This is a genomic window from Pseudomonas sp. S07E 245 (assembly GCF_019599025.1).
Taxonomy (GTDB): domain Bacteria; phylum Pseudomonadota; class Gammaproteobacteria; order Pseudomonadales; family Pseudomonadaceae; genus Aquipseudomonas; species Aquipseudomonas shirazensis.
In genome coordinates, this window is the sequence record NZ_CP080625.1 from 294,790 (window position 1) to 310,775 (window position 15,986).

General features: G+C 61.7%; 16 protein-coding genes and 1 pseudogene. 16 read left to right on the forward strand and 1 reads right to left on the reverse strand.

Annotated features, from left to right (window positions below):
- Window positions 1-6: 6 nt before the first annotated feature.
- Entirely contained in the window at window positions 7-2,583 is a 2,577-nt protein-coding gene (mutS, locus tag K3F44_RS01350) for a DNA mismatch repair protein MutS (RefSeq protein ID WP_181106087.1), read from the reverse strand.
- 176 nt (window positions 2,584-2,759) lie between these two features.
- On the opposite strand from mutS, the gene K3F44_RS01355 reads away from it, so the two are divergent.
- The 16 genes and pseudogenes from K3F44_RS01355 to K3F44_RS01425 all read left to right on the forward strand — a co-directional run bounded on the left by K3F44_RS01355 (window position 2,760) and on the right by K3F44_RS01425 (window position 15,970).
- On the forward strand, window positions 2,760-3,497 hold the full coding sequence (locus K3F44_RS01355; RefSeq protein WP_150572037.1) for an XRE family transcriptional regulator: 738 nt from the start codon (window positions 2,760-2,762) through the stop codon (window positions 3,495-3,497).
- A 462-nt stretch (window positions 3,498-3,959) separates the two neighbouring features.
- A complete protein-coding gene (locus K3F44_RS01360) occupies window positions 3,960-4,307 on the forward strand; it encodes a phage holin family protein (protein ID WP_101317309.1) in 348 nt (115 codons plus the stop codon).
- A gap of 2 nt (window positions 4,308-4,309) precedes the next feature.
- On the forward strand, window positions 4,310-4,810 hold the full coding sequence (locus K3F44_RS01365; RefSeq protein ID WP_150570859.1) for a hypothetical protein: 501 nt from the start codon (window positions 4,310-4,312) through the stop codon (window positions 4,808-4,810).
- Window positions 4,807-5,367: a phage baseplate assembly protein V gene (locus K3F44_RS01370; protein ID WP_101317313.1), complete on the forward strand. Its 561-nt coding sequence runs from the start codon at window positions 4,807-4,809 to the stop codon at window positions 5,365-5,367. Before K3F44_RS01365 ends, K3F44_RS01370 begins: the two co-directional genes overlap by 4 nt.
- Before the next feature lie 100 nt (window positions 5,368-5,467).
- Window positions 5,468-5,794 carry a GPW/gp25 family protein gene (locus tag K3F44_RS01375; RefSeq protein ID WP_101317315.1) on the forward strand — a complete coding sequence of 109 codons (327 nt, stop codon included), beginning with the start codon at window positions 5,468-5,470 and terminating at the stop codon, window positions 5,792-5,794.
- Window positions 5,791-6,672, forward strand: a complete 882-nt coding sequence (locus K3F44_RS01380; protein WP_220633210.1) for a baseplate J/gp47 family protein — start codon at window positions 5,791-5,793, stop codon at window positions 6,670-6,672. The genes K3F44_RS01375 and K3F44_RS01380 overlap by 4 nt, the downstream gene beginning before the upstream one ends.
- A 1-nt stretch (window position 6,673) precedes the next feature.
- Window positions 6,674-7,282 (forward strand): phage tail protein I, encoded by a 609-nt coding sequence (locus K3F44_RS01385; protein WP_220633211.1) that lies wholly within the window; start codon window positions 6,674-6,676, stop codon window positions 7,280-7,282.
- A pseudogene (locus tag K3F44_RS01390) lies at window positions 7,275-8,366 on the forward strand (phage tail protein); the annotation flags it as partial. The gene K3F44_RS01385 and the pseudogene K3F44_RS01390, both read left to right, overlap by 8 nt.
- 930 nt (window positions 8,367-9,296) lie before the next feature.
- On the forward strand, window positions 9,297-9,617 hold the full coding sequence (locus K3F44_RS25025; protein ID WP_409077683.1) for a gp53-like domain-containing protein: 321 nt from the start codon (window positions 9,297-9,299) through the stop codon (window positions 9,615-9,617).
- Between the two features lie 14 nt (window positions 9,618-9,631).
- Window positions 9,632-10,066: a phage tail assembly chaperone gene (locus K3F44_RS01395; RefSeq protein WP_220633212.1), complete on the forward strand. Its 435-nt coding sequence runs from the start codon at window positions 9,632-9,634 to the stop codon at window positions 10,064-10,066.
- An 85-nt stretch (window positions 10,067-10,151) separates the two neighbouring features.
- A complete protein-coding gene (locus tag K3F44_RS01400; RefSeq protein ID WP_150570863.1) occupies window positions 10,152-11,318 on the forward strand; it encodes a phage tail sheath family protein in 1,167 nt (388 codons plus the stop codon).
- A gap of 13 nt (window positions 11,319-11,331) precedes the next feature.
- Complete coding sequence (locus K3F44_RS01405; RefSeq protein WP_101317328.1) at window positions 11,332-11,841, forward strand: phage major tail tube protein; 510 nt, start codon at window positions 11,332-11,334, stop codon at window positions 11,839-11,841.
- A 10-nt stretch (window positions 11,842-11,851) separates the two neighbouring features.
- Window positions 11,852-12,154, forward strand: a complete 303-nt coding sequence (locus K3F44_RS01410; protein WP_101317330.1) for a phage tail assembly protein — start codon at window positions 11,852-11,854, stop codon at window positions 12,152-12,154.
- A 125-nt stretch (window positions 12,155-12,279) separates the two neighbouring features.
- On the forward strand, window positions 12,280-14,931 hold the full coding sequence (locus K3F44_RS01415) for a hypothetical protein (protein ID WP_220633213.1): 2,652 nt from the start codon (window positions 12,280-12,282) through the stop codon (window positions 14,929-14,931).
- 9 nt (window positions 14,932-14,940) lie between these two features.
- Window positions 14,941-15,786 carry a phage tail protein gene (locus tag K3F44_RS01420; RefSeq protein WP_101317334.1) on the forward strand — a complete coding sequence of 282 codons (846 nt, stop codon included), beginning with the start codon at window positions 14,941-14,943 and terminating at the stop codon, window positions 15,784-15,786.
- Window positions 15,761-15,970: a tail protein X gene (locus K3F44_RS01425; protein WP_101317336.1), complete on the forward strand. Its 210-nt coding sequence runs from the start codon at window positions 15,761-15,763 to the stop codon at window positions 15,968-15,970. Before K3F44_RS01420 ends, K3F44_RS01425 begins: the two co-directional genes overlap by 26 nt.
- The last annotated feature ends 16 nt before the right edge of the window (window positions 15,971-15,986 follow it).

Genomic DNA, 15,986 nt, shown 5'->3' on the forward strand with positions numbered 1-15,986 from the left:
CAGCCGTTATAACAGGTTCTTCAGTTGATATAGCATTTCGATAGCTTGACGCGGGGTCATGTCATCCAGGTCGAGCTTGCCCAACTTGTCGATGGCAGGATGCGGCAGGCTGGCAAACAGGTCGCTCTGGTGCGGGACATGCGGGTCATGCACAGCTTTGCCTGGGCTGGTTACAGCCTCGCCAGGCAGGCTGGCAGTTTCCAGTCGGCTCAGGTGCTCGCGTGCACGTTGAATCACCGGGCCGGGTACGCCGGCCAGTTGCGCCACCGCCAGGCCGTAACTCTGGCTGGCAGGGCCTGGCAGGACGTGGTGCAGGAAGACAATGCGTTCGTTGTGCTCGGTGGCGTTCAGATGCACGTTGGCCACCAGCGGCTGGCTCTCGGGCAGTACCGTCAATTCGAAGTAATGCGTGGCGAACAGGGTATAGGCGCGCAGTTGCGCCAGGCGCTCGGCGGCGGCCCAGGCCAGCGACAGGCCGTCGAAGGTGCTGGTGCCACGGCCGACTTCATCCATCAGCACCAGGCTGCGGTCGGTCGCGTTATGCAGGATGTTGGCAGTCTCGCTCATCTCGACCATGAAGGTCGAACGGCCGCCGGCCAGATCATCACTGGAGCCGATACGGGTGAAGATGCGGTCGACCAGCGACAGCTCGCAGCGCGCCGCCGGGACGAAACTGCCAATGTGCGCCATCAGCACGATCAGTGCGGTCTGGCGCATGTAGGTCGATTTACCGCCCATGTTCGGGCCGGTGATGATCAGCATGCGCGTGCTGTCGTCCAGGCCCAGGTCGTTGGCCACGAACGGCGTGGTCAACACCTGCTCGACCACGGGGTGGCGGCCTTGCTCGATACGCAGGCAGGGCTCGTCAACAAAGCTTGGGCAGTTCAGGTCGAGGGTCAGAGCGCGCTCGGCGAGGTTGCTCAGCACGTCCAGCTCGGCCAGTGCTGCGGCGCTGTCCTGCAGCGGCGCAAGGTGGCCGATCAAGTTTTCCAGCAGCGCATCGTAGAGCATCTTCTCGCGCGCCAGGGCCCGGCTCTTGGCCGACAGCGCCTTGTCTTCGAAGGCTTTCAATTCTGGCGTGATGAAGCGCTCGGCGCCCTTGAGGGTCTGCCGACGGATGTAGTCGGCAGGCGCTTGTTCGGCCTGCTTGCTGGGCAGCTCGATGAAGTAACCATGCACCCGGTTGTAGCCCACCTTGAGGTTGGGCAGGCCGGTGCGGGCTTTTTCCCGCACTTCCAGGTCGATCAGGAACTGGCCGGCGTTTTCGCTCATGGCCAGCAACTCGTCGAGCTCGCTGTCGTAGCCGGTCTTGAGCACACCACCGTCGCGGATAACTGCGGGCGGGTTGTCGATAATGGCTCGCTCGAGCAGGCTGGCCAGCTCCGGGTAAGTGCCGGTGATGGCCGCCAGGCGGGCCAGGTGCGGCGCCTCCAGGTCTGCCATGGCATTTTGCAGCTCAGGCAGGGCGGCGAGGGCGTCGCGCAGTCGCGCCAGGTCGCGCGGACGGGCGTTACGCAGGCCGATCCGGGCCAGGATCCGCTCCAGGTCGCCAATCTCTTTGAGTTGCGGCTGCAGCTTTTCATAGCGATAGCCGTCGAGCAGGCAGCGGATCGATTCCTGACGCGCTTGCAGCACCTTCTGGTCGCGCAGCGGGCGGTTCAGCCAACGGCTCAGCAAGCGGCTGGCCATGGCGGTCTGGCAACGGTCGATGACCGATTGCAGAGTGTTGTCACGGCCACCGGCCAGGTTGATGTCCAGCTCCAGATTGCGCCGGCTGGCGCCATCGAGGATCACCGTGTCGTCCATGCGCTCGTGGCGCAGGCTGCGCAAGTGCGGCAGGGTGGTGCGCTGGGTTTCCTTGGCGTAGGTCAGCAGGCAGCCTGCGGCACCGATCGCCAGGGTCAGCTTGTCGCAACCAAAGCCCTTGAGGTCCTTGGTCGCGAACTGCTGGCACAGGCCCTTGCGCGCCGAATCGCGGTCGAAGTCCCACGGGGCACGGCGCCGGCAACCGCGGCGCTTCTCAGCCGGCAGGTCGCGTGGCCAGTCATCCGGGATCAGCAGCTCGACCGGGTTGATCCGCTCAAGCTCGGCCAGCAGATTTTCCCAGCCTTTGATTTCCTGCACGCTGAAGTTGCCGCTGGTAATGTCCAGCACGGCCAGGCCGAACAGCCGCTCATCGCCGAGCACGGCGGCAATCAGGTTGTCGCGGCGCTCATCGAGCAGCGCCTCGTCGCTCACCGTGCCAGGAGTGATGATACGCACCACCTGACGCTCGACCGGGCCCTTGCTGGTGGCCGGATCACCGATCTGCTCGCAGATCACCACCGACTCGCCGAGCTTGACCAGCTTGGCCAGGTAGCCCTCTGCCGAATGGAACGGTATCCCGCACATCGGGATCGACTGGCCGGCCGACTGGCCGCGCGCGGTCAAGGTGATGTCCAGCAGCTTGGCGGCTTTCTTCGCGTCTTCGTAGAAGATCTCGTAGAAATCGCCCATGCGGTAGAACATCAACTGGTCCGGGTGCTGATTTTTCAGCCGCCAGTACTGTTGCATCATTGGAGTGTGCGCGGAGAGGTCAGACATTCGGGGCCTTACAGCGTGATTCGGTGGGCGATTTTGAAACCGGCAATGTTACAGACTTTTGCCCGGCGATGCAGGGACGATACGCCATTGGATTGCCGCGCTCTGCCAAGCGCAGGCTGGCCGGTGCGCTGCCGCATCAATTGCATTTGCGCACAACTCGTTGCATTATGCGGCTTATGCAAAAACGCAACGTAGCCTCCGTACTCAAGACCTTGCTCGACCGCCACGGCCTGTCTCCGACGGAGCTGCACCGGCGCACGGGCGTTCCTCAATCCACGCTTTCGCGGATTCTCAGCGAAAAGATCGTTGATCCGTCAGACAAACACGTCTCCAAAATCGCCGAGTATTTCGCCGTCAGCACCGACCAGTTACGTGGCCGCGCCGAACTCGGCGAGTCGCGTGAAGCGGCGCAGCCGGCTCATGGTCATGCCGACATGAGCGATATCAGCCTGTGGGACGATGAGACACCCGTCGAGGACGACGAGGTCAGCGTGCCCTTTCTTCGCGAGGTCGAGTTGGCAGCAGGATCAGGAAGATTCGTCATCGAAGAGAGCGAGCGTGCGCGCCTGCGTTTCGGCAAGCGCAGCCTGCGCCACAATGGCGTCCAGTTCGACAACGCCAAGTGCGTGACCGTGCGCGGCAACAGCATGTTGCCGGTGCTGCGTGATGGCGCCACGGTAGGGGTCAATACCGGTAAATGTGCGATCGGGGATATCGTCGATGGCGACCTCTATGCCATCAATCACAACGGCCAGTTGCGTGTAAAGCAGGTGTATCGCTTGCCAACCGGCATCCGCCTGCGCAGCTTCAACCGCGATGAGCACCCCGACGAGGACTACACTTTCCAGCAGATGCAGGATGAGCAGATCAGCCTGCTGGGCCACGTCTTCTGGTGGGGGATGTACGCCCGCTGAGTGAACATCGTCAGAACAAACCCGCTTCGGCGGGTTTTTTTTCGCCTGCAGAAAAGTCCTACAGCCAGCGTGATGCATGGCCTTCATGCATATCAGCAAATCATGATGTGAAATTCTATGAATAAATGCATTGACTGCATATGCATATGCGCATAACGTGTTTCTCAAGCCGGGCAGAAACCGGTTGTTGCAAAGGCAGCGATGAACAGGCCTCAACTGTTCAGAGGGTTGGCAACTGGCCCGGGTGTGCAGCGTAAAGCACCACGAACAGTTTTCCGGCGGGCAGGCGGCCGCGGTCGGAGTTAACAGTTTTGGACATGACCGCAGGTGTCACCAGTAGTGGCCTGCGGTTGACCACGCATTACTGAAAAGCCGGCGATGGCGGGCTTTTTGGAATGCCGAGTTTAAGCGTAAACCGACCTGTCGACAGTCGTCGGCGGGCATCACACAGGAGACAGGGCAGTGACGAACGAGCAACAAGCGTTACTGGAAATGCCGCTCTGGCTGGTAATCGTCCTGGCGTTGCTGGGCGGTGTTTCCGGCGAAATGTGGCGGGCCGACAAGGCTGGAGCAAAAGGCTGGTCGCTGGTGCGCCGGCTGGCGCTGCGTTCCGGGGCATGCATGATCTGTGGCGTGTCGACGGTGATGCTGCTGTACGCCAGCGGCATGTCGATCTGGAGCGCCAGCGCCTTTGGCTGCCTGACGGCGATGGCGGGAGCCGATGTTGCCATCGGCCTTTATGAGCGCTGGGCAGCCAAGCGGCTTGGGCTGCGCGACGGCGCGCGGGCAGATGTGCGAGAGGAGCCCTGAACATGAGCGAACTGACAACCTTACACGCGGCAGTGACCGCAACCATTCGTGAGGCGATCCCGGAACTTGCGTCAGTCGATGCATATTCATCTGTAGGAAATAGCACGGCATTACCCGCACTGCGGCATGGCGTGGTGCGCATGACGGCCGACCCTGCCCCCCGCGATGGGCGCTCGGTGCTGCTCGCCAGTTTCGAGGCGGACATTACCGCCGCGGATAGCGCCCAGGCCGAGGCGCGCCTGCAAGGCAGCCTCCTGGCAGCGCAATTGATCGACGTGCTGCGCCAGCAGTTCTGGGAGCTGGATTTCGTCGAAGCGAGCCGCAATGTCGAGGCTCAGTTCGACGGTAGTGGCTGGACGGTGCGCTGGGACCAGCCGGTGCTGCTCGGCGAGCCACGCTGGGATTGGCCCGACCAGCCGCCTGGGCAATTGATGCTGGGGATCAGCCCGGAAACCGGCCCTGGCAACGAGGGCAATTACTTCCCTGCACAGGATCTGTCATGAGTTACTCAAGTTCAATGCACGACCGCATGTTGGCCTGTCTGGTCATCCCTTGCCGCGTAGTGGCGGTGGATCCTGCCGCTGCGCGGGTACGGGTCTCGGATGGCAGCGGCTGGAGCAGCGCCTGGTTGCGCTGGCATGCACTGGCGGCAGGCCAGGCCCGCCACTGGCGCGCGCCAAGTATTGGCGAGCAGGGCGTGCTGTTGAGTCCCAGCGGCGAGCCGGCCCAGGGCACGTTCTTCCCGGGACTGTATGGCAATGCGGGGAGCCCACCAGATAACCGTGACCATCTTGAAGTGTGGCATTTCGCCGATGGCGGTTCACTGGCCTACGACTGGCAAGCACGGCGCTACGACATCCACTTGCCGACCGGCAACGCCAGCATCCGGGTCGGGGCCAGCACGCTGCAGGTCAGCGACGGCGCCATCAGCCTTGACGCAGCGGCGATCACCCTCACCGGAAGCGTCTCGATCAAGGGGCCGCTGGTGGTCAGCGGCGATATCAATGGTGGCGGCCAGATCATCGACACGGCCGGCAACACGGCCAATCACAAACATTAACAGACCCGCCGATGCGGGTTTTTTTCTGTCAGGAGACTGCTATGCAAACCTGCCCATGGGGCTCGGCCATTGCTGTCCGGCCCTCGCCTGGAGGTGCGCCATGATCGGTATGGACCGGCGCACCGGTCAGCCGTTGGCCGGCATCGCCCACCTGCGTCAATCGATTGAAGACATCCTTTCTACCCCCCTCGGCAGCCGCCGCATGCGCCCGGAATACGGCAGCCAACTGCGCCGCTACGTCGACTTGCCGGTCAACGAAGGTTGGAAAAGCGCCGTCCAAGCTGAAGTCGCCCGTGCTCTGGGACGTTGGGAACCGCGTTTGCAATTGGAGCGAGTCAAGGTGATTGCGGTAATCGGCGGTCAGGTCAGCATGAGCCTGCGTGGCCGCTACCTGGGCACTGAAGCCATGCTCGAGGTGCAGGTATGAGCCAAGTCGATCTGGCCCAGTTGCCAGCACCTCAGTTGCTCGAAGATCTCGATTACGAGGCCTTGTATCAGGCTGATCTGCAGACCTTTCGCGCGCATCTCGGGGACGCTTGGACCGCACAGCTTGAAAGTGACCCGGTCTGCAAGCTGCTGGAAGTCGGGGCCTACCGCAAATTGCTCAACCGGGCACGCATCAACGACGCGGCCAAGGCACTGCTGTTAGCTTACGCCCAGGGCAGCGACCTCGACCAATTAGCGGCCAATGTCAGCCTGCAGCGTTTGCTCATCCAGGCTGAAGACCGGACTAAGGTACCGCCGCTCGAGGCACTGTTCGAGTCTGACGCGGCACTGCGCGAGCGGGTGCAGTTGGTCTACGAGGGGCTCACCACTGCCGGGCCGCGCAACAGTTACATCCTGCACGCTCGCAACGCCTCGGGGCTGGTCGCTGACGCAACCGCCGAGAGCCCGTCGCCCGCGGTCGTCGATGTCACTGTGTTGAGCCTGGAGGGCAACGGTGTAGCAGATGCGCAGTTGCTGGCCCAGGTGGCCGCGTACCTCAATGACGATGACATTCGCCCGGTAGCCGACCGCGTCAGCGTGCGTAGCGCCGAGGTCTTGCCCTACCGCATTGATGCCACCCTTTACATCGCTGACAGCGGCCCTGAGTCGGAGGCGGTGCTCGCTGAGTGCCGTCGTCGGCTGCAAGCCTGGATCAACCCGCGTCGACGCCTGGGCGTCGAAGTTGCACGCTCCGGGATCGATGCACAGCTGCACATTGGCGGGGTCAGTCGGGTTGAGCTCAGCGGCTGGGCCGACATCCGCCCGAGCCAGTCCCAGGCTGCGTGGTGCACGGGCTTCGATCTGAAGCGGGGCGGCTGATATGGACAGCCTGCTGCCGCTCAACCGCACCGCGCTGGAATGCGCCATCGAAGCCGCAGGCGATGAAGACCTCAAGGTCGACTTGCGCCTGCTCTACAGCCCCGAAAACTGCTCGCCGCACTTGCTCTATCAACTTGCCTGGGCCTGGTCGGTCGACCGCTGGGACGACAGTTGGAGCGACGCGATCAAGCGCTCGGTGATTCGCTCGTCGTTCTTCGTACATGCCCACAAAGGCACCCTTGGCGCACTTCGGCGTGTGGTCGAGCCGTTTGGCTACCTGATTGAAGTGGAGGAGTGGTGGCAGGCCAAGCCGGCTGCTGTGCCTGGAACCTTCGCTTTGAAGATTGGCGTTTCCGATGCGGGCATCAGTGAGCAGACGTATGCCGAGTTGTCGGCGCTGATCGATGATGCTCGGCCGGTCAGTCGGCATATGACGGGGCTCGCCATCAGCTTGGAAAGCAGGGGCGCGTTATGCCTGGCTACAGCCGTCTTCGACGGCGAAACACTCGACGTATACCCGCCGCAGGCTGTTGACCTTGATGTCAGTGGCGAGATTGGTCGTGGCGGTCGTGATCACACAATTGACTATCTGGACGTTAACTATGGTTGACCAGACTTCGCAGTTTTACGCGATCCTGACTGACGTCGGGGCCGCCAAGCAGGCCAACGCGGATGCCTTGGGCATTGCTTGGACTTTTTCGCAAATGGGGGTAGGTGACGGAAATCCTACCGGCTTGGACAACCCGGCGTTGCCCATGCCGAACTCAAGTCAAAAAGCGCTGCTGAACGAGTGGCGCCGCGCGCCGCTGAATCAGTTGAAGGTCGACCCCAATAACGCGGCGGTGATCATCGCTGAGCAGATCATTCCCGCCGACGTGGGCGGTAAGTGGATTCGCGAAATCGCTCTATACGATGCGGACGGCGATATGGTGGCGGTGGCCAACTGCCCGCCGACCTTCAAGCCGCTGATGAGTCAGGGGTCTGGACGCACGCAAGTGCTGCGCCTGAATCTGCTGGTTAAGAGTGCCAGCAATGTGCAGCTCAAGATTGACCCAAGCGTTGTGCTGGCCACTCGAGAATGGGTGACCGAGGAACTGGCCCGGCAGGACTTCAAATACTCTGTTCTTGCGGCTACCACCGCCGCGATCACACTGAGCGGCCTGCAGACGGTCGACGGCGTGCCGCTCACGGCCGGGGCGCGGGTGCTGGTGAAAAATCAGGCTGCCGCCAAGGATAACGGCCTGTACCTTGTTGTCGCCGGCGGCGCCTGGACGCGCTGCACCGACGCTGACACAAGTACCAAGGTAACGCCGGGCATACTGGTCCTAGTTGAGCGGGGCACGCTCAATGGCGATAGCGCTTGGCAGCTGGTGACTGATGCGCCGATTACCCTGGGCGTCACGGCGCTGGCCTTCGAGATGGCTTTTGGCCGCACCGGCGTGGCCGCTAGTACCTATCGCAGCGTGACGGTCGACGCCTACGGGCGCGTAACCGCTGCGAGCAACCCGACCACGGTTGCCGGCTATGGCCTGACCGATGTGTACACCAAGACCCAGATTGACCAAGCGTTGGCCCTCAAGGCGGGGCTGGTCAGTCCAGCCCTGACCGGCGTGCCAACGGCGCCGACGGCGGCTGCCGGTACCAATACCGCCCAATTGGCCACTGCAGCATTTGTACAGTCCGCCATTGCCGCCCTGATAGCGTCCTCGCCCGGCGCCCTGGACACGCTGAACGAGCTGGCGGCGGCGCTGGGTAACGATCCGAACTTTGCCGCCACCATGACCAACCTCCTGGCGCTCAAGGCGGCTTTGGCCAGTCCTGTGTTCACCGGTGACCCAAGGGCGCCGACTCCGGCTCAGTTTGATGCAGATGCGTCTTTGGCAACGACAGGGTTTGTGCAGCGGGCCCTGGGCAGTTTCAGGGGGTACGGGACCATTGGGAGCAATCGAGCAGTTGCGTTAACCGACATAGGTTGTGTTCTGCGTGCTAACGGCATCTGGACGCTTACGCTGCCTACGCCTTCCGCACTGGGCCTCACCCCGGGGGCGGCCTTTACCATCTACGGGAGCGGCAACAATGCCACCGTAGTTCCCGGTGCTGGCGTGACCCTTTCGTGGAATGCCAACACCATCGCGAGTCATGTGGTGAAGTATGCTCAATCGGCCACGTTCATGGCGATTTCAGCGTCAGACTGGATCATTGTTAGTTCAACCGCAGAACCATGGAAAAATCTAGGGTTCGCTGAATCGGGCTTTACGACCGCAGAGCAGTTTGATGTAAGTACCAAATTGGCTACCACTGAGTTCGTGCAGCGAGCGCTGGGTAGCCTGAGAGGGATTGTGTATGTTTCTGAAGCTGTCTCCCTGACGGCTGCTCATGTCGGTGTCCTGCTGGTTGGGGGCGTCGAACTGTCGGGTAAAACTATCACGCTGCCCCCGGTTGCAAGCGTTGCCCTTGGTGCTCAGATTAATTTCTCGGCGGGCGCTAACGCCGCACCAGTAACTATTAAAGGGTACGGTTCGGAAGTTATCGCCCCTGGGCCTGGCTCAGGTTTCATCGTCAATTCGTTTGATATGACTGCGCTGGATTCGGTGGTGCTGGTTAACGTAGGGTCTGGCTGGCGAATGGTCGGCGGCTCACAACTGAACAAGAACAGCGTTCAGTTCTCCGCAGGTTTGTCATCAAACGGTTATCAGAAGCTGCCAAGTGGCTTGATTAAGCAGTGGGGGTCTATCGTCGTCTCGGGTGCTGGAACAGTCGGAGTTGTGACTTTCCCGATCGCATTTTCCAATGCCATCCTAAGCGTCATGGTGTGCGCAACAGGCACCCCGATGGTTGATCAGCGCGCGCTGACTGATTCTGTGGTGAACACCAACGGAATGAACGTGACGTACTACGGCGCAGGCGCTTCTTCGCGGATTCGCTGGGAAGCGATTGGCCACTGATGGGAGATTAAATAATGGCAATTTATAGCTCAAAGTCGGCTCGCGCCTTCTATGACGATGAGGTCAACACGGTGATTCCTGATGATGCTGTCAGGATATCCAAAGAACTCCATTCTAAAATCATCAACGGCCCTGAAAACGGCAAGGCTATTGACTGGGGAAGTGATGGTATCCCGTTTTTAGTTGATCGGCCCGCCCCGACAATTGCCGAGCTAGCGGTTACTGAACGGCTTTGGCGCGATGAGCAACTGATGGCTACTGATGGTGTCGTTATTCGGCACCGTGATGAGCGTGATATTGGCGCCGAAACCACGCTAGCCGTTGAGCAGTATTCCGAACTCTTGGCGTACCGTCAGGCGCTGCGCAACTGGCCCCAGGCCGAGGCGTTCCCAGACTCGCTACGACAGCGCCCAGCGGAGCCTGGCTGGCTCGCCCAACTGACCCAATAACGCCCCGCACTGACGGGGCGTTTTTCTTTTCCGCTGTACCCCTACGGCCTCGCTGACGCGGGGCTTTTTCATATCTGGAGAATCTATGTCTGGCTTCTTTCACGGCGTTACCGTAACAAACGTCGACACCGGCGCGCGCACTATTGCCTTGCCGTCGTCCTCGATCATTGGTTTGGTCGATACCTTCACCCCGGCGCCAGCGCTTACCGCGCAGCCCAATGACCTGATGCTGATCACCAGCGAGCGCGAGGCGCTTGCCGCGTTCGGCCCTGACGCGGCGATCACCAAGGCTTGCCAAGCTGTCTTCACCCGCGCCAAGGCGGTGATTGTCGCCTGCGGCGTGGCCAAGCTCGAGGACGCTGCCGAGCAGACCTCGGCGATCATCGGCGGCACCTTGGCGGACGGCAAGCGGACCGGCCTGCAGGCACTTCTCGACGGCAAAAGCCGCTTCAACGCCCAGCCGCGCCTGCTGGTTACCCCCAAGCACAGCGCGACCCAGGCGGTCGCTACTGCCCTGGTGGCGCTGGCTGACAAGCTGCGCGCAATTGCCATCATCGACGGCCCCAACACCACCGATGAAGCGGTCATCGCCTACGCCGGCGAGTTCGGCGCCAAGCGCGCCTATATGGTCGATCCGGGTGTGCAGTACTGGGACACCAGCAAAAACGCCACGGTCGATGCACCAGGCTCGGCGTATGTGGCTGGGCTGTTCGCCTGGACTGACGCGGAGTACGGCTTCTGGGCCTCGCCATCGAACAAGGAATTCGTCGGTATTACCGGCACCGGTCGCCCGATCGAATTCCTCGACGGTGACGAAACCTGCCGGGCCAACCTGCTCAACAACGCCAATATCGCCACCATCATTCGCGATGACGGCTTCCGCCTGTGGGGCAACCGCACCTTGTCGGCCGACGCGAAGTGGGCCTTCGTCACCCGTGTGCGGACCATGGATATCGTCATGGACGCGATCCTCTATGGCCACAAATGGGCGGTCGATCGCGCCATTACCGCGACCTACGTCAAAGATGTAACCGAGGGCCTGCAGGCGTTCATGCGCGACCTGAAGAACCAGGGCGCGATCATCAATTTCGAGGTGTTCGCCGACCCTGAGCTGAACACTGCCAGCCAGCTCGAGCAGGGCAAGGTGTACTGGAACATCCGCTTCACCGACGTCCCACCTGCTGAAAACCCCAACTTCCGCGTTGAAGTCACCAATCAGTGGCTGACCGAAGTCCTCGATTCCGTCGCTTAAGGAGCGCATTTACATGGCAATGATTCCCGAAACCCTGGCCAACTTGAACCTGTTCGTCGATGGCGTCAGCTTCCAGGGTGATGTACCCAGCCTGACCCTGCCCAAGCTCACCCTGAAAATGGAAGAGCACCGCCCAGGCGGCATGGACATGCCGGTCGAAATGGACCAAGGCATGGAGAAACAGGAGGCGGCGTTCACCACCACCGGTGTGCGCCGCGACGCCCTGAAGTTCTTCGGCCTGGCCGATGGCAGTGGCTTCAACGGCACCTTCCGCGGCGCCTTCAAAGGCCTCAAGGGCAAGATCAATCCGGTGGTAGTGACCCTGCGCGGCGCCCTCAAGGAAGTCGATATGGGCGACTGGAAGTCCGGTGACAAAGCTGAAATCAAGCACAGCGTGGCCGTGACCTACTACAAGCTCGAAGTCGATGGCCGACTGGTCTACGAGATCGATGCGCTGGGTATGAAGCGCGTGATCAATGGTGTCGATCAACTGACTGCGCAACGCATTGCGCTCGGCCTTTAAGGAGAAGCCCATGGCTCAAGCGAAAAAACTGCCGCAATGGCTGACCCTGAGCGCTGAACGCGTCAGCGTGCAGCTGTCCCGGCCCAGCCAGGCCAACGGCGTCCAGGTCGATAGCCTGTCGTTGCGCGCACCCACCGTGCGCGATATCCGCAACGCCCAGGCGGGCGGCGCCAATGATGACGAACAGCGTGAGCTGAACCTGTTCGCCTCGCTGGCCGAGGTCGGTATCAAGGACCTCGAAGGCCTGGCCCTGAAGGACTACAGCCGTCTGCAGGCGGGCTATTTTCGCCTGGTGCAGGACGACGAACTTTGACCCGGCCCGGCACAAGTCCGCTGCCAAGCGGCTGGCCAAGGAGCTGAATTTTTCCGCGAGCGAAATCATGACCATGTCGTACAGCGACATGGTCTGGTGGCTTTCGGAATGAGCAGGAGTAAGCCATGGCAGAGACAATAGGGCCATTCAACCTGGGGCTCAGCGTCAACTTCAGCCCGCCGTTGGGGGCTGCGCTTGACGCGCTGCGCATCAGCATCGATCTGTTACGCAAGCAAATGGATACCACCCGGCTCGGTCTGATCATCGGTGCATGGACCGGTGTCCGGCCTGTGCTTGAACCGGGGCATCTAGTCGGCAATTCGACCGAGCCGAATCATTTGCAGGGGCCAGGCGCACAGCGTCTGACACTAGCGCCTGTGAACGATCAGCTGGGTCGTCTGCATCAAAACCTGACCCGGCTGGACCAGGTGATATCCGGCCTGATCTGGGTCAAGCGGCAGGATCAGCCAGCGCAGTGGCGCGCGCCTTTGAAATATTCCCCTGAGAAGAGTGCCTCACCCGTGCCAGAGCAGCGCTCCGCTGAGGGGGCGCCGAATCTCGAAACGCCTAAAGTGAGTGGGTCTTTCAGCCCGCCGTTGGGGGCTGCGCTTGACGCACTGCGCATCAGCATCGATCTGTTACGCAAGCAAATGAATACCACCCGGCTCGGTCTGATTCTCGGTGCATGGACCGGTGTCCGGCCTGTGCTTGAACCGGGGCATCTAATCGGCAATTCGACCGAGCCGGATCATTTGCAGGGGCCAGGCGCACAGCGTCTGACGCTAGCGCCTGTGAACGATCAGCTGGGTCGCCTGCATCAAAACTTGACCCGGCTGGACCAGGTGATATCCGGCCTGATCTGGGTCAAGCGGCAGGATCAGCCAGCGCAGTGGCGCGCGCCTTTGAAATATTCCCCTGAGAAGAGTGCCTCACCCGTGCCAGAGCAGCGCTCCGCTGAGGGGGCGCCGAATCTCGAAACGCCTAAAGTGAGTGGGTCTTTCAGCCCGCCGTTGGGGGCTGCGCTTGACGCACTGCGCATCAGCATCGATCTGTTACGCAAGCAAATGAATACCACCCGGCTCGGTCTGATTCTCGGTGCATGGACCGGTGTCCGGCCTGTGCTTGAACCGGGGCATCTAATCGGCAATTCGACCGAGCCGGATCATTTGCAGGGGCCAGGCGCACAGCGTCTGACGCTAGCGCCTGTGAACGATCAGCTGGGTCGCCTGCATCAAAACTTGACCCGGCTGGACCAGGTGATATCCGGCCTGATCTGGGTCAAGCGGCAGGATCAGCTAGCGCAGTGGCGCGCGCCTTTGAAATATCCCCCAGGGACGAGTGCCTCACCCGTGCCAGAGCAGCGTTCCGCTGCGGGGGCGGAGCATCTGGTGACGCTCAAGGGAGAGGATGCTGAAAAAGCCGGGAGCCAGGCGGCGCCTGCGGCAGGCGCAAATAACAAAGCAGGGATGCTCGCAACGCTTGCGGCAGCTGCCACCATTCTTGCCAGCGCAAGCTATAAAGTGAGCCAACAAGCCTCCGCATCTGGACGATTGCGGGCGTTCAAGGCTGTAAGTGACGTTTTCGGTGCAGGCGTGGTTGGCGCTACGCTCACTGGTGGCAAGGCATTGGTCACAGGTGAGGATGGTAAGGAGAAGGTCGAGGGGGTTGCTGCGGCAGCGGGGGGATTAGGCGGGATGCTAACCGCAACAGCACTCGCAAACGCATTTTCCAAGAACAAGCGACTTCAACGCTATGCGCCGGTGATCGGCGGCTTCGTCGGCGACATCCTGGGTGGGCTGGCAGGCGGCAAGTTGCATTATTTTTTCCAGGACGAGCCAAAGCCGACCGCATCGAACGCGTCCTCAGTTGCGCAAGCAGGTGAAGCGGGATCCGCGCCAAGCTCTGCAGGTACGGGGCAACCGGAGCAACAAACACGCGATAAGAGAATTGAATCGGATGCGCCGTCATCGACAGTTGAATTTATCGGTATAGGCCGGTCATTCAATCCAGCGGCAGCGACAGTTTTCCCTCTGACGCCAGTCAATGGCTGGTCCGCCGCTTCATTGGCCCCTTCATACATACAGGCTGGAGCGGCAAGCTTTTCCAGTGCTGAGCCAGGTCTGTTGCGGACTGGCTCTGCCAAGGTCGGCTCCAGCTCACCCCTCCTCCAGCCACGCAAAGCCTGGAAAGGAATTCCAGGCCTGACACTGCTGGACACCACCCTTCAACTCGCCGAAACCTACAGCAGCGATGCCACGACTAATCAGAAGATCGAAGGCTATGGCACCGCTCTGGGCGGCTTGAGCGGAGGCTTGGCTGGCGCCGCCGCAGGCGCTGCAATCGGCTCGGTGGTGCCGGTGATCGGCACTGCTATCGGCGGGCTGGTCGGCGGCGTTTTGGGGAGCATGGGTGGCGAGCAGATTGGCGGTTGGCTGGCCAGGCTGGTGACCTCAGAAGCGCCTCCAACTGAGCAGTCTGCGGCCCATCGCGAATCCGACCCGGCGACATCACTTGGAGACGCGTCCCGATCGTTGGCCGAGTGTGCCAAGCAGCCAACGCTGTTGACCGATCCCGCACAGACCGCGCCAACAGCACCCACTCCCACTATCAACCAGCAATTCACCTTCACCGCGAATATGCCGGTCACCTTCAACAACAGCCTCTATGACCCCAGCACGCTGCACCAGTTGGAGGCGATAGCCCGTGGTCAGCTGGAAGAGCTGATGCGTCAGGCCCGCGCAGTGCAGATGTTTGAAACACCCCACGTTTCAATTTGAGGACCACTCATGAACTATCAGGAACAGCTGCAGGCTGGCCTCCACGCGCTGGTCAAGGCGGGTGAAGCGGGGCGTCGGCGGGCCGACGCCATGCTCGAGCCGATGGATCAGGCCATCGACCATGTACAAGGCGCTGTCGCCAGCCTGGAGGGTCTGCCGGTAGTGGGGCCGGCGATCGGTGCGCGCCTGCAACGCAGCTTGCGCGCAATCACCTCGGCCCAGGCCAAGGTGGCCAAGGTCATCGACAAATACGATCAGACCCTCAGCGTGGTGCGCCAGGTGCGTGATCGCCTCGGCACCTTCGCCGAGCAAGTGGACAAAGCCGGGGCCGCGGTGCGTCGGGTGGTGGGGGGCGTGCGCGCGGCAGTTACCGGCGCACTCTCGACCCTGGGCTTCGCCCCCGACAGCACCCCGGCAGCGGAGGCGGTCAAGCCGTTTGCCCACCTGCTCGTGTTGCAACCGCTCAAGCCCGGCGCCGCGGCGTACTACTTCAACCTGGATACCGCCGCGTTCGACCAACTGCGGCGGCAGACTCGCTTTCGCTGGGCGGGCCAGGAGCGCCTAAGCCGCGCCAGCGCGCAACAGGCGGTGGGCCTCGGCGAGGAGACCATCAGTATCCGTGGGGCGATCTTCCCCACCTTCAAAGGCGGGCTCGGCCAGTTGCAGGCACTGCGCAGCATTGGTCGGCAATTGCTGCCGCTGTCGTTGATCAGCGGGTACGGCGAGGTGCTTGGCAACTGGTGCCTGACCAGCGTTGAAGAAGAGCAGAGCAGCCTGCTGGCCGGCGGAATCCCGCGTAAACAAACCTTCTCACTGGAGTTCATCAGCTATGGGCAAGACCTGCATGACGTCTGAGGGGGACCTGCTCGACAGCCTCTGCCAGCACTATTACGGCCACCTCAACGGCAGCGTCGAGGCAGTACTGGCGGCCAACTACGGCTTGGCAGATGAGACTCAGCCGTTTGCCGGCGGGGTGCTGATCAGTCTGCCAGACCTCCCGCACGCCGCTGCCGGCACAACGGTCCAGTTGTGGGACTGACCCTGCTTCGGAGCCA

Excerpts from the sequence above, each read along its gene's own strand:
- mutS (WP_181106087.1), bottom strand. The coding sequence starts at position 2,583 with ATGTCTGACCTCTCCGCGCACACTCCAATGATGCAACAGTACTGGCGG.
- K3F44_RS01355 (WP_150572037.1), top strand. The coding sequence starts at position 2,760 with ATGCAAAAACGCAACGTAGCCTCCGTACTCAAGACCTTGCTCGACCGC.
- K3F44_RS01365 (WP_150570859.1), top strand. The coding sequence starts at position 4,310 with ATGAGCGAACTGACAACCTTACACGCGGCAGTGACCGCAACCATTCGT.
- K3F44_RS01370 (WP_101317313.1), top strand. The coding sequence starts at position 4,807 with ATGAGTTACTCAAGTTCAATGCACGACCGCATGTTGGCCTGTCTGGTC.
- K3F44_RS01375 (WP_101317315.1), top strand. The coding sequence starts at position 5,468 with ATGATCGGTATGGACCGGCGCACCGGTCAGCCGTTGGCCGGCATCGCC.
- K3F44_RS01380 (WP_220633210.1), top strand. The coding sequence starts at position 5,791 with ATGAGCCAAGTCGATCTGGCCCAGTTGCCAGCACCTCAGTTGCTCGAA.
- K3F44_RS01385 (WP_220633211.1), top strand. The coding sequence starts at position 6,674 with ATGGACAGCCTGCTGCCGCTCAACCGCACCGCGCTGGAATGCGCCATC.
- K3F44_RS25025 (WP_409077683.1), top strand. The coding sequence starts at position 9,297 with ATGGTCGGCGGCTCACAACTGAACAAGAACAGCGTTCAGTTCTCCGCA.
- K3F44_RS01395 (WP_220633212.1), top strand. The coding sequence starts at position 9,632 with ATGGCAATTTATAGCTCAAAGTCGGCTCGCGCCTTCTATGACGATGAG.
- K3F44_RS01400 (WP_150570863.1), top strand. The coding sequence starts at position 10,152 with ATGTCTGGCTTCTTTCACGGCGTTACCGTAACAAACGTCGACACCGGC.
- K3F44_RS01405 (WP_101317328.1), top strand. The coding sequence starts at position 11,332 with ATGGCAATGATTCCCGAAACCCTGGCCAACTTGAACCTGTTCGTCGAT.
- K3F44_RS01410 (WP_101317330.1), top strand. The coding sequence starts at position 11,852 with ATGGCTCAAGCGAAAAAACTGCCGCAATGGCTGACCCTGAGCGCTGAA.
- K3F44_RS01415 (WP_220633213.1), top strand. The coding sequence starts at position 12,280 with ATGGCAGAGACAATAGGGCCATTCAACCTGGGGCTCAGCGTCAACTTC.
- K3F44_RS01420 (WP_101317334.1), top strand. The coding sequence starts at position 14,941 with ATGAACTATCAGGAACAGCTGCAGGCTGGCCTCCACGCGCTGGTCAAG.
- K3F44_RS01425 (WP_101317336.1), top strand. The coding sequence starts at position 15,761 with ATGGGCAAGACCTGCATGACGTCTGAGGGGGACCTGCTCGACAGCCTC.